The sequence below is a fragment of the Sphingobacterium sp. lm-10 genome, assembly GCF_023554555.1.
Taxonomy (GTDB): Bacteria; Bacteroidota; Bacteroidia; order Sphingobacteriales; family Sphingobacteriaceae; genus Sphingobacterium.
The window spans coordinates 2,354,081-2,366,018 of sequence record NZ_JAMJWC010000001.1; the positions used below are offsets into that span (position 1 = coordinate 2,354,081).

The 11,938-nt window shown below is 43.9% G+C and carries 14 protein-coding genes; 9 read left to right on the forward strand and 5 right to left on the reverse strand.

Annotated features, from left to right (window positions below; all coding sequences use genetic code 11):
* Position 1 precedes the first annotated feature (1 nt).
* The 5 genes from M8998_RS09525 (at position 2) to M8998_RS16290 (ending at position 3,249) form a co-directional block, all read left to right on the forward strand.
* A complete protein-coding gene (locus M8998_RS09525) occupies positions 2-481 on the forward strand; it encodes a hypothetical protein (RefSeq protein WP_249992335.1) in 480 nt (159 codons plus the stop codon).
* Positions 482-563: 82 nt separating this feature from the next.
* The gene (locus M8998_RS09530) at positions 564-866 is read left to right on the forward strand and encodes a DUF4834 family protein (RefSeq protein WP_249992336.1); all 303 of its coding nucleotides are present in this window, start codon (positions 564-566) and stop codon (positions 864-866) included.
* Between the two features lie 18 nt (positions 867-884).
* Positions 885-1,997, forward strand: coding sequence for a DNA replication/repair protein RecF (gene recF / locus M8998_RS09535; protein WP_249992337.1), 1,113 nt, complete (start codon positions 885-887; stop codon positions 1,995-1,997).
* Positions 1,984-2,298 (forward strand): DciA family protein, encoded by a 315-nt coding sequence (locus M8998_RS09540; RefSeq protein ID WP_249992338.1) that lies wholly within the window; start codon positions 1,984-1,986, stop codon positions 2,296-2,298. The genes recF and M8998_RS09540 overlap by 14 nt, the downstream gene beginning before the upstream one ends.
* Positions 2,299-2,319: 21 nt before the next feature.
* On the forward strand, positions 2,320-3,249 hold the full coding sequence (locus M8998_RS16290; RefSeq protein WP_249992339.1) for an EamA family transporter: 930 nt from the start codon (positions 2,320-2,322) through the stop codon (positions 3,247-3,249).
* An 11-nt stretch (positions 3,250-3,260) separates the two neighbouring features.
* On the opposite strand, the gene M8998_RS09550 is transcribed toward M8998_RS16290, so the two are convergent.
* The 5 genes from M8998_RS09550 to pdxA all read right to left on the reverse strand — a co-directional run bounded on the left by M8998_RS09550 (position 3,261) and on the right by pdxA (position 8,047).
* Entirely contained in the window at positions 3,261-3,881 is a 621-nt protein-coding gene (locus tag M8998_RS09550) for an L-threonylcarbamoyladenylate synthase (RefSeq protein ID WP_249992340.1), read from the reverse strand.
* Between the two features lie 30 nt (positions 3,882-3,911).
* Positions 3,912-4,832, reverse strand: a complete 921-nt coding sequence (gene miaA, locus M8998_RS09555) for a tRNA (adenosine(37)-N6)-dimethylallyltransferase MiaA (protein ID WP_249992341.1) — start codon at positions 4,830-4,832, stop codon at positions 3,912-3,914.
* 30 nt (positions 4,833-4,862) lie between these two features.
* Positions 4,863-5,456: an IS1096 element passenger TnpR family protein gene (locus M8998_RS09560; RefSeq protein WP_249992342.1), complete on the reverse strand. Its 594-nt coding sequence runs from the start codon at positions 5,454-5,456 to the stop codon at positions 4,863-4,865.
* Between the two features lie 35 nt (positions 5,457-5,491).
* Complete coding sequence (locus tag M8998_RS09565) at positions 5,492-6,913, reverse strand: CCA tRNA nucleotidyltransferase (protein WP_249992343.1); 1,422 nt, start codon at positions 6,911-6,913, stop codon at positions 5,492-5,494.
* A 78-nt stretch (positions 6,914-6,991) separates the two neighbouring features.
* A complete protein-coding gene (pdxA, locus tag M8998_RS09570; RefSeq protein WP_249992344.1) occupies positions 6,992-8,047 on the reverse strand; it encodes a 4-hydroxythreonine-4-phosphate dehydrogenase PdxA in 1,056 nt (351 codons plus the stop codon).
* A gap of 117 nt (positions 8,048-8,164) precedes the next feature.
* On the opposite strand from pdxA, the gene rsmA reads away from it, so the two are divergent.
* The 4 genes from rsmA (at position 8,165) to M8998_RS09590 (ending at position 11,892) form a co-directional block, all read left to right on the forward strand.
* Complete coding sequence (gene rsmA, locus M8998_RS09575) at positions 8,165-8,947, forward strand: 16S rRNA (adenine(1518)-N(6)/adenine(1519)-N(6))-dimethyltransferase RsmA (protein ID WP_249992345.1); 783 nt, start codon at positions 8,165-8,167, stop codon at positions 8,945-8,947.
* Positions 8,944-10,116: an FAD-dependent monooxygenase gene (locus M8998_RS09580; RefSeq protein ID WP_249992346.1), complete on the forward strand. Its 1,173-nt coding sequence runs from the start codon at positions 8,944-8,946 to the stop codon at positions 10,114-10,116. The genes rsmA and M8998_RS09580 overlap by 4 nt, the downstream gene beginning before the upstream one ends.
* Positions 10,113-11,045, forward strand: coding sequence for an NAD(P)-dependent oxidoreductase (locus M8998_RS09585; RefSeq protein ID WP_249992347.1), 933 nt, complete (start codon positions 10,113-10,115; stop codon positions 11,043-11,045). Before M8998_RS09580 ends, M8998_RS09585 begins: the two co-directional genes overlap by 4 nt.
* A 73-nt stretch (positions 11,046-11,118) precedes the next feature.
* Positions 11,119-11,892: a hypothetical protein gene (locus tag M8998_RS09590; protein ID WP_249992348.1), complete on the forward strand. Its 774-nt coding sequence runs from the start codon at positions 11,119-11,121 to the stop codon at positions 11,890-11,892.
* Positions 11,893-11,938 lie beyond the last annotated feature (46 nt).

Sequence of the window (11,938 nt, forward strand, 5' to 3'; positions counted from 1 at the left end):
TATGGGAGAGCAATTTGCATTTGAAGAAAAGCAGTATTTAGGGCGTGATATGACCTGGGTGAGTGTGCGTCTTATTCTGGCACTGTTCTGTTTTATTGCATATTACCTCAATCTGGATCACATCGTATCCAGTCAGCTCTTCTTCATTACTGGAGCAGGCATACTTTTGGTATCGATCCTCATGCTTTACATGATTAGCTACCGAACATTGGTACAGGATACCAAGCTCACACTGAGCGGCTTGTGGACAACCAGTTTGGTCAAAATAGATCTGCGATCTATTTCCAAAGTAGAGGTAAAGCCTTACAGCACCTTTATGTTCAATAACCCCGTGTACAACCTGCACAAAAACGGAAAAATTCGTTTTTATTCTGGGGGTAAACATGCGGTCTGGCTAACTGATCTAGATGGATTGACTTATGTGATCGGTACGCAGCGTCCTAAAGAATTAGCTAGTGCGGTACTCGCTGCAAAAGGGTGAAATTTTGTTAAGTGATCCTGGCCTGACATTCTTGCAGGACTTTCCAATCGAAATTTACTAAATTTGAACAAAGCGATTTATCATGGAATTTTTAAAAGTCGTAGTTATTTTAGTTGCATGCTACTATGCATTCAAGTTGGGGGTCCGGCTTTTGCTGCCCTATGCCATGAAAAAAATGGCGGAGAAAATCATGAAAAAGACCCAGCAGGGAAACTTCAATACGCAAAATGGACCTTTCCAATATCAGGGATTTGGACAACAGCAAGATACCAGACAAGATAAAGGTACAGGAAAGGTTAAAGTAGCCTACGTTCCGCCAAAAGAGGATGCGCGTAGTGGCCCTGCTACTGCGGGCGAATTCGTGGATTTTGAAGAAGTTAAGTAGCCAGTACTGCGCGTCTTTATGTGGCTAAAACAGCTCTCTTTACTTCATTTTAAAAATTACACGGAATCTACTTTGGAGTTTTCTCCAGCAACGAACGCCTTTACCGGATATAACGGTGCTGGCAAGACAAATTTGCTGGATGCTATTCATTACTTATCTCTTTGTAAATCTTATTTCAACCCGATCGACTCCCAGCATATCAAAAAGGGTGAAGACTGGTTTATGGTACAAGGCCTCTTTGAAAAAACAGTCGACGTCGCGGATAGCATCTCCTGTAGCTTAAAGAAAAATCAGAAGAAACAGTTTCGAAAAAATAAGAAGGATTACCCTAGATTGGCGGATCATATCGGGCAATACCCGCTAGTAATGATCACACCCAATGATGTAGGCATCATTCTAGACGGCAGCGAAGAGCGGCGTAAATTTATTGACAACGTCATTTCGCAAACCGACAACCGGTACCTGGATACGTTGATTCAGTATAATCGAATCATCCTACAGCGTAACCAGTTTTTAAAATCGGCCGCCGCCAGCAGGCAGCTGGATTTGGGATTGTTAGAGATATTCAATAGTCAGCTCGTAGAGGTCGGCAATCAGATCTTTGCGAAACGTAAGGCATTTATGCAGGAGTTTTCCCCTTTTTTCAAGAAGCATTACGACTATATTTCAGATCATGCGGAAATGGTAGAACTGCACTACGAATCACCTTTGCTGCATGATACCTTTGCGCACCTGCTCGAGACAAATCAAGATAAAGATCGCGCCTTGGAGCGCACCAGTCAAGGAATCCATAAAGACGATTTGAATTTCAGTATTCATGAAGGGATGCCCCTTAAAAAATTTGGATCGCAGGGGCAGCAGAAATCTTTTCTCATCGCACTGAAGTTGGCTCAATATTCTTTTTTCAAAGAGAAGAAGGGCTTTTCCCCACTCCTTTTACTAGACGACATCTTCGACAAGCTCGATGATAAACGAACAAAAAAAATCATGCAGATGGTATCTGATGATGCTTTCGGGCAAATCTTCGTGACTGATACAGATGCCGATCGAATTAGTCAGATTTTTCAAGATATCGGCAAGCCTATTCGTATCTTTGATGTCAAAGAAGGTGCGGCAAATGAGAAAATATAGAGGTGAAGAAATCCGGCGAAATGATGATATTTCGATCAAACAAGCGGTAGAGAAAATGCTGGAAGTTTATCGACTTCGTCAGAAGTTTGATGAGACCTCGATTGTCAATGCCTGGCCACAGATCATTGGCAATGCGATCGCCAACAGGACGGAACGCATCTATATTCGAGACAAAAAATTATTTGTTTCTGTAGAATCTGCCGTCATTAAAAATGAATTGGCGATGATGCGCCGTCAGATATTAGGCCGTATTAATGAGCATGTCGGTTATGTGATGGTCGAAGAGTTTGTGATCCTTTAATCCCTTTTTTCAGTTATTGCAGTGAATATCAAATATTATGCATCAGCCCTTCTGGGATTTGTCATATGGGGTCTTTTTAGTTTAGTACTTCGTCCTCTCCAAGATTATGCGGCGCTAGAAATTCTCCTGTACCGTGTGCTATTTGCCACAGCCAGCATCTGGGTCGTCAACTTGGTATTCCGTCGCAGGTACATCAAAGATTCTATTCGAACTATTTCTCAACTAAATAGCAGCGAGAAGCGTAAAATTTTTGCAAACTACATCGTGAGTGCGCTCATGCTCTCGCTCAACTGGTTTGTTTTTATCTATGTGATGAATACCGTAAGCATCAACGCCACCTCCTTAGCTTACCTGATATGCCCCATCCTCACGACTGCGTTGGCTGCTACCTTTTTAGGAGAGCGTTTAAAGATAGGACAATGGGTGGCTGTTGGGATGAGCGCCTTTAGCTGCATCCTGTTATCCATTGGCCATTTTATAGACTTGTTTTATAGTCTAATGATCGCATTGACGTACGCAGTATATCTGATTTTGCAAAAAAGCAACACAAAAATCGACAAACTATTTTCTTTGGCGATCCACATCACGCTGAGCACCATTATACTTCTGCCCCTATTTGGAATTGTTGGGTTGGGTGGGAATAAATCTATGCTGTTTTATGAATTGGTGATGGTTATCGCAATTGTATTCACGATCATTCCTCTTTTCTTGAACGCATATGCATTAAAAGGTTTGAGTTCTTCTCTAGTAGGCATACTCCTATACATCAACCCGCTGCTCAGCTTCACGCTGGCGATTACCTATTTCGGCGAACCGATCACCAGTTTACAGATGGTCGCTTATGGTATGATTTTACTGTCTGTACTATGGTTCAATCTATTGTATTTCCAAAAACCTAAAAAAGAAAAAGCGGAAGAGCTATCAGAACCGCCACCAATAATTCCGCAGTAACAATAGCTTTTCTATAAATAGGCGTCCAGATCACCTTTCCCGTCACGAATGACTTCAAATTCGCCATTGGTAAGATCTACCACGGTAGATGCGACATTGTCGCCGTACCCTCCATCGATCACCATATCGACCTTTTCGCCGTACTTCTCATAAATCAACTCTGGATCGGTAGAATATTCTATAATCTCATCATCATCATGAATCGATGTGGTGACTATAGGATTCCCTAATTCTCTGACGATCTCGCGCACAATACTATTATCCGGCACACGAATACCTACTGTTTTCTTTTTCGAGCTCAGCAATTTAGGCACTTGCCCGCTGGCATTGAAGATAAATGTAAATGGCCCGGGAAGCGCCTTTTTCAATAAACGAAAAACCGACGTATCAAAGGGTTTAGTATATTGAGAAATATCGGTAAGGTCATAACAGATGAATGATAGATTGGCCTTCTGCGTTTGCAGACCTCGGATCTGACAAACTCGCTCAATCGCCTTCTGGTTTGTGATATCACAGCCAATACCATACACGGTATCCGTCGGGTAGATAATTACGCCACCACTTTTCAGTATATCTACCGCCTGCTGGATTGCTTTGGGATTCGGGTTCTCTTCGTAAATTCTGACTAACATACTATAGCAACAGTCGGTATTGGAATAAGTTTAGCTATTTTGAGGAGTTGCTATACCAGAATCGTGCAAAAAGCGCTGTATTTTACGGAACTCAGTTGGATCAAACCAATGGGTATTGCCGTACTTTTTAAACCAGGTAATCTGTCGTTTAGCATAGCGACGCGAGTTTTGCTTGATCTTTTCTACGGCCTCTTCCCGTGTGCATTTTCCGTCTAAAAAGTCAAAAATTTCCACATATCCAACGGTGCGCAGCGCCGGATGATGTCGATAAGAGGATAAGGATTGTACTTCGTCCAATAAGCCGCTCGCCATCATATTATCCACGCGTTGATTGATTCTGTTATAAAGCGCTTCTCGCTCTCTGTTAAGTCCGATAGTAATGACGTCGAATGTACGGACTGCTTGTTTTCGCTGTTGGTACTCGGCGATAGATTTACCCGTAGTTTCATACACTTCCAACGCACGCACCACGCGCTGAGGGTTTTGAAAATCCATCTGTGCGTAGTGCACAGGATCTATTTCCTTTAACCGTTCTTGTAACGAAGATAATCCTTCCTCCATCAAAGCAGCATTCAGTCGCTCACGAATAGATGCCGGTGCCTGTGGAAGATCATCCAATCCTTCGGTAAGCGCTCTCACAAACAATCCTGATCCGCCGACCAATACGACCACATCATGCTTTTGAAATAGCGCATGGACTACAGATAGCGCATCTCTTTCAAAATCGCCCGCAGAATATATCGTCTCTACCGGATGGGAGTTAATGAAATGATGAGGCACCTGATCAAGTTCTTCCAGATCGGGCTTTGCCGTGCCAATATTCAGTTCCCGATAAAACTGCCTGGAATCTGCCGATACAATTTCAGTATTGAAGTAGGTTGCTAGCTGAATAGCCATTGCTGTTTTACCAACAGCAGTAGGCCCTACAACAGATATAAGCGTTTTTCTCATGGTGCTTCCTCAGCCGCTGACGACTAGCTTCTAATAATCGTCTCTGTAGCCAGAAGCACTTTTTTCAGTATCTTCTCCGCCTTCGGACTTCTCGCCTTCTTCGTCGAAGTTATCAAAATCATCTTCTTCGTCTACACCATACTCCTCCGCTCCTTCTTGAATGAAATCCTCGTCTTCCTCATCTACATCGTCAGTAACCGGGAAATTAGCCGCTGCAACATTCTTCGGCGCTTGTCCAATCGATTTGAAAACAGCTGGGTATGTCTTACCTTCTTCCTCTTTAAGAATCTTGACCAATTCTACATGAAAATCGTAAGGCCTATCAAAGTTGTATACATAATAGAATTTTTGATGAGGATCATCAATAAACTTACTGAGTTTGATATCTGCCATGAGCAGCACCTGATTATTTTTCTTCCTTTCGTTAGGAAGATGAGCGATCTCTGTCCCTTTTTTCCACTGATCGTTGCTTACGTAGAAAGATGAGGAACGATCCACTTCATAACCCGTTGTACTGTGAATAACTTCATGTAATTCGAGGAAAGTACTTTTGGATTGCATATCCACTTCACGATATATGTCTTCGTAATCTTCAAAAGTTACCTTAAATCTATAAATTGCCATGGTGTACTACTCTTTTTTATTTTAGCGATTATAATTTATTTCTCTTCGTTTCCAGATTGAATGGGCAAGCCAAGCGCCTGTCCCTGAGCTTTCATATAGTTGATGGCTTCCTCTCGTGAGTTGGCGATATCTCCTTCCAAGATCGCTTCACGAATGGCATTCTTTATCTTGCCAACCATCCTACCAGGTTCCACGCCAAACGTCTGCATAATATCTTCACCGGATACCGGTGGTTGCCAATTGCGAATGTGGTCTCGTTCTTCTACATCTTTGAGCTTTTGTTTGACCAGCTCAAAATTGTCACGATATCGCTTTTTCTTATACTCGTTTTTGGTGGTGACGTCTGCATAGCATAGCATCATCAGCGCATCTATATCATCTCCCGCTTCAAACAGCAATCTTCGTACCGCAGAATCTGTAACGATATCTTTTACCAAAACAATAGGCCTCAAATGCAATTGAACGAGCTTTTGAACAAATTTCATCTTCTCATTTTGGGGTAATTTCAATTCAGCAAATAGCTTAGGCACCATTCGCGCTCCCTTATCTTCATGGCCATGAAATGTCCAACCGATTTTAGGGTCGAAGCGCTTGGTTGGCGGCTTTGCAATATCGTGCATAATGGCCGCCCAGCGCAACCACAGGTCGTGGGAAAGATCGGCTACATTATCCAATACTTCTAGCGTATGATAAAAATTGTCTTTATGGCCTTTGCCATCGATGTATTCTACTCCATATAACTGGCACATGACCGGAAAAATTTCCTGTAACAAACCCGTATCAAACAGGTAGTTGAAACCGATCGATGGCTTCGGAGAAAGCACAATTTTGTTTAACTCATCGATAATACGCTCTTTGGAGATAATTCGTATCCGTTCTACATTGCGCTCGATGGCTTCTATAGCAGAAGTATCTATCGTGAAACCAAGCTGAGTAGCAAAGCGAATCGCGCGCATCATACGGAGCGGGTCGTCAGAAAACGTGATATCTGGATCTAGGGGTGTACGTACTAGTTGTGATTGTACATCATCTAATCCGTTAAATGGATCCAATAACTGCCCATAGCGCTCTTTGTTTAGAGAAAACGCCATCGCATTAATGGTAAAATCTCTGCGATTTTGATCATCTTCCAATGTCCCATCTTCCACGATTGGCTTACGAGAGTCGCCGCGGTAAGATTCTTTGCGAGCACCTACAAATTCTATCTGCAAATCTTCGTGCATGAGCATAGCTGTGCCAAAAGATTTGAAAATGGTCACTTTAGTCCCTAATGCCAGCCCAACCTTGGTGGCAAAATCGATACCGCTACCCAAGACCACGACATCCACATCATTTTTAAACGCTCTACCCATTAGGCGATCGCGCACATAGCCACCAATCACATAACAGGAAACCATTTCCTGATCAGCTAATTGGCCAATGATTTGAAAAATAGGGTGTTGTAAATTATCATCCATAGTTGCAAGGCGCAAAAATACGATTTTTTCTCCAAGTGTGACGACGCTTGGAGAAGATCGAAAATATAGTACGTTCTATTAATCGCGGTCTCGTGAAAGCCGTCTAAACGTCAATGGATTTGCAGAGAGCTCCTTTTGCTCCCGGCGGCGCTCTACAATATGCACAGCAGAAAATAGCGCTTCCATGAAGGAGTCTGCAGAAGCACTATTTTGTCCGGCGATATCATAGCCGGTGCCATGGTCGGGCGAAGTCCGTACAAAAGGCAAGCCCGCAGTGTAGTTTACTCCTGCTCGAGAAGCAATATGTTTGAATGGAATCAATCCTTGATCGTGATACATGGCTAATACCGCATCAAACTTGGTATACGCATCACTAGCAAAAAAACCATCTCCAGGATAGGGGCCAAAACAAAGCATGCCTTCCGCCTTAGCCTTTTCGATTGCTGGTGCAATGATTTCTCCATCTTCCAGTCCGATCAGCCCATTATCCCCCGCATGAGGATTCAGCCCCAATACCGCGATCTTTGGTTTCTGAATCCAAAAATCTGTCTTGAGACTGGCATGCATCATCCGTAATTTCTGCAAGATCGCATCCTGACTGAGTGAGCTAGCGACATCTTTCACGGGAATATGCCCCGTTACGACGCCTACCTTCAATTCGTCACTTACCATAAACATCAACACATCTTTAGCACCAGACTTGGCCTGTAGATATTCTGTATGTCCTGGAAATTCAAAACCTTCCTGCTGTATATTATGCTTATTGATAGGCGCTGTAACCAATGCATCGATATGTCCTGCTAATAAATCCTCGCAGGCCTTCTCCAAAGATATGAAGGCATATTTACCGCCTGTTTCATTTTCTTCTCCCAAAGTGATCTTTACATCTTCCTGCCAGCAATTAATCATGTTTGCCTTTTTAGGATTGGCCTCCTCGGCAGAAGCAATCACGTGGAAATTAAACTCATTGGCATTGATCGCTTTGCGGTGGAAAGAAGCCACCTTTGTATTACCATACACAACCGGTGTGAAATACTCCAATATGCGGCTATCTTGTAGCGATTTGATGATCACTTCCAACCCAATTCCGTTTATATCTCCTACCGTAATACCAATTTTTAGCTTATCCTTCATCCTGTAATGCTTATAGCGCTTATGCCTCAAAAGTAATCAGTAAAAGGGGAAATGACAACTATTTAAAATCGGTGTGCCGGAGTTTTTTGCTTACTTTTGGTTCGTCAAACGAGCATTATGAGTACAGTACGCGCAAAAAAACACCTTGGTCAACATTTCCTAAACGACAAATCTGCAGCCTTGCGTATTGTCGACGGCTTGCAACCCGAGTTGGGGTTTCAGCAGGTGCTGGAGGTGGGGCCGGGTATGGGTGTCTTATCCGACATTTTATTAACACGCGACGAAAACTATCAAACGTGGCTCATCGATGTCGACGACGAATCCATCAGCTACCTCGCCAATCAGTATCCAGATTTGGGAGAGCGTTTGGTGCACGGCGACTTCTTGGCCTTGGATTTCAATCAGCATTTCCCAGGAAGTCTGGCTATCATTGGAAACTTCCCGTACAACATCTCTTCCCAGATTCTATTTAAGATTTTGGACGAGCGCCATAAAGTGGTGCAAATGGTCGGTATGTTTCAGAAGGAAGTGGCCGAACGTTGTGTGGCCAAACCCGGTGGAAAAGAATATGGCATTTTGAGTGTCTTTTTACAGGCATACTACAACGTAGAATACCTTTTCACGGTAAAAGCAGGTGCTTTCACCCCGCCACCTAAAGTACTTTCGGGTGTGATGCGCATGACGCGTAACGAACGAGCCACGCTGGACTGTGATGAAAAATTGTTTTGGCGTGTGGTGAAAGCGGGTTTTAATCAACGCCGCAAAACCCTTCGCAATGCCCTTTCTGCTGTTATCCCAAAAGATCGTATGAGCGATAATCCCCTCTATGAATTGCGGGCGGAGCGCTTGAGTGTGTCGGACTTTGAAGATCTCACCAACGAGATTGGCGCGGCATTATGAAAAGCATAGACTGTGAATTTGCCATCATTGGCGGCGGAGTAGCAGGATTAAGCATGGGCATTGCATTAAGCTCCATAGCGAAAGATTTTCTCATTTTTGAGCAGGCAGAAGTGCTTCGTGGCATAGGAGCCGGATTTGGCCTTGCGGCCAATGCCATGCGAGCTTTCGACTATTTGGGATTACGGCAAGAGGCAGAGCAGATTGGCTTTTATACGGAAACCTATAATATACTTGATGATCGAGGACGCGTATTAATTGCGCCAGACACCGAGCGCCTGGGCACGCAGTACAACCAAAAGAACTTGACGGTACATCGCGCCGATTTGCACCGCTTTCTTCAATCAAAAATACAAGACGATCAACTATTGCTTGGAAAACGAGTCCAACGTTATGAGCAGCAAAAGGATAGCATAAGCTTATTCTTTCAAGATGGTAGCACTTACCATTGTCGATACCTTATCGTGGCCGATGGCGTGAAATCGCCCATTCGCCAACAACTTATTCCTGCTTCTAAACCACGCTATGCAGGATACACCTGCTGGCGAGCCACCATTGATAACACAGGCATTGGACTGCAACATGGTTCAGAAACCTGGGGAACAAAAGGTCGCTTTGGCATGACACCGCTCGTGCATAATCGGGTGTATTGGTATGCTTGTATCAATGCGAAGGCACAAGACGATACATTCAAAAATTATACGCCAGATAACCTGCTCCGGCATTTCGGGGATTACCATGCTCCTATTCCGGAAATCATTCGGCAGACGGCACAGGAAGATCTGATCTGGAATGATATTATAGATATCAAACCGCTCTCGCAATTCGCTTATGGACCGATCTTACTGATCGGTGATGCGGCGCATGCCACGACGCCAAATATGGGACAGGGAGCTTGCCAGGCTTTGGAAGATGTCGCCGTATTAACCGATGAGCTAAAGAAGAGCCAGAGCGCCGAGTTGGCGTTTATCCACTTCGAGCGCCGAAGATTAGCGCGCACGCGCTACATCACGGACACTTCCTGGCAAATTGGAAAGATCGCACAATGGTCTAACCCTATCCTCGTCCCAATCCGCAATGCCATGATGCGTGCAATGCCGGCCAAATGGAGCGAGGCATCGCTCAATAAATTATTAAAGCAAGATTTTTTGACTATTAATTCCTCTCTATGACAACCCTACGTATCCTTATTGTAGACGATATACATCCGATATTACTAGAGAAATTCCAAGCGGCTAATGTGGAGTTAGTGTACAAACCAGATAGCACCCGACAAGAAGCCGAGGAGCTAGTGAATAATGCAGACGGATTAATTATTCGTTCGAAGTTCTTCGTAGACGAAGACTTTCTGGCGCGTGCTCCCAAACTTCGTTTTATTGGACGGGCAGGCGCAGGCATGGACAATATCGACGAAGTTGCCGCCCAAAAGCGAGGCATTCAATTGATCGCAGCTAACGAAGGAAACCGCGATGCCGTCGGTGAGCATATGATCGGTATGCTGTTAAGCTTGATGAATAACCTCCGTCGTGCCCACCAACAGATTACCAACCACCAGTGGCTACGCGAGGAAAATCGTGGCATCGAACTCAAAGGATCTACCGTAGCGTTGATTGGGTATGGACACAATGGACAGGCCATGGCCAAAAAACTCGCAGGCTTTGAGGTGGACGTGATTGCATATGATAAGTACAAAACGGGCTTCTCCGACCAATATGCTCGGGAGGTAGCTATGGAAGAAGTGGTAAAGCGCGCTGATGTCCTGAGCTTCCACATTCCGTTGACGCGGGAAACGAAAGGCATGGTCGATGACGAATACCTCCGTCATTTTCGTAAACCCATCTTTTTTCTGATGGGAGCACGTGGTGCAATTGTAAATGTACCTGCAGTATTAAATGGATTGAATGATGGAAGAATTTGCGGAGCTGCTTTCGATGTATTGCCGGTAGAAAAATTTCCAGCACTTGGCGAGCAATCTTGGTTTGCCGATCTAACTAGCAGGGACAATGTGCTGCTAAGTCCACATGTGGCCGGTTGGACGGTAGAAAGCTACTATAAATTGTCTGCTATTTTGGCAGATAAAATTTTACATCACCTGGGATAAAATTAGAATCTCTATTGTTTAGAATGATTTTAAATAGTATGTTTGTAGGAAGAAACTTATAAAAACAGCTACAATGAAATTCAGCAAACAAATTGTTCTTTTGGCTTGCGGACTTACGCTTACCGCAGCGACGGCATTCGCACATGGTGAAGATCACGACAAGTCTCCAACAAATGAAACAACAGGTATCGCGGATAAAAAAGCGAAAGACGTAGGCACCTTTACCGCGGAAGGAAAAACGCATAGCACTAAATTCGTTCGAGTACTTTATGCCGCAGAAGGTTCTGAAATCGAAGGACAAAGCAACGACATTACGCCAGTAGTTTACGAAAGTACTGATCCTAAAGGAAATGCCGTGAAAGTACGTCGTTTCCAAATTACGGCAAAAAATACCGGTTATGATGAGGTGCAAACAGATCAATCTGAGGATTACAAACTAAAGTCTGTCAAAGAAGGTATCAAGCTATATATAGAAGTCCCTGTTGCTGCTGACGGCACGCTAGATCTAAAGAAAGCTTACGTAGGAAATGCCGCGTACAACTTTGGTACACACGCGACGCGCCATGCCCTGACGCCTGAAACCAGCTCGGATTTTAAAGTTAAAATCAAACGTCTGGATCTACCAAAGTTTGATACAAGCAACAAACCTGGTGATAAAGGATTAATCTACAATCAGGGCTTTATCGAATTAGCATTCAAAGCGAAGGCAAAACACTTGGATTCCGACCAGATCAGTGATTTTACGGTAGACATCAAAGGCCCTATCTCTATTACGCATGTGCGTGGAAAAGAACGGGAAGAAGCCGCTGTGGTGATTAATCCAGCGTTAGTTTCCAAAAATTTGTAGACTTTACCTAATACATAAGAAAGCCGCTGTCTAAATAGACAGCGGC

Bases quoted from the DNA above. Each gene is read 5' to 3' on its own strand.
- M8998_RS09580 (WP_249992346.1), top strand. From the start codon at position 8,944: ATGAAAAGCATAGACTGTGAATTTGCCATCATTGGCGGCGGAGTAGCA.
- M8998_RS09565 (WP_249992343.1), bottom strand. From the start codon at position 6,913: ATGGATGATAATTTACAACACCCTATTTTTCAAATCATTGGCCAATTA.
- M8998_RS09540 (WP_249992338.1), top strand. From the start codon at position 1,984: ATGAGAAAATATAGAGGTGAAGAAATCCGGCGAAATGATGATATTTCG.
- recF (WP_249992337.1), top strand. From the start codon at position 885: ATGTGGCTAAAACAGCTCTCTTTACTTCATTTTAAAAATTACACGGAA.
- M8998_RS09530 (WP_249992336.1), top strand. From the start codon at position 564: ATGGAATTTTTAAAAGTCGTAGTTATTTTAGTTGCATGCTACTATGCA.
- miaA (WP_249992341.1), bottom strand. From the start codon at position 4,832: ATGAGAAAAACGCTTATATCTGTTGTAGGGCCTACTGCTGTTGGTAAA.
- M8998_RS09525 (WP_249992335.1), top strand. From the start codon at position 2: ATGGGAGAGCAATTTGCATTTGAAGAAAAGCAGTATTTAGGGCGTGAT.
- pdxA (WP_249992344.1), bottom strand. From the start codon at position 8,047: ATGAAGGATAAGCTAAAAATTGGTATTACGGTAGGAGATATAAACGGA.
- M8998_RS09560 (WP_249992342.1), bottom strand. From the start codon at position 5,456: ATGGCAATTTATAGATTTAAGGTAACTTTTGAAGATTACGAAGACATA.
- M8998_RS09550 (WP_249992340.1), bottom strand. From the start codon at position 3,881: ATGTTAGTCAGAATTTACGAAGAGAACCCGAATCCCAAAGCAATCCAG.
- M8998_RS09590 (WP_249992348.1), top strand. From the start codon at position 11,119: ATGAAATTCAGCAAACAAATTGTTCTTTTGGCTTGCGGACTTACGCTT.
- rsmA (WP_249992345.1), top strand. From the start codon at position 8,165: ATGAGTACAGTACGCGCAAAAAAACACCTTGGTCAACATTTCCTAAAC.
- M8998_RS09585 (WP_249992347.1), top strand. From the start codon at position 10,113: ATGACAACCCTACGTATCCTTATTGTAGACGATATACATCCGATATTA.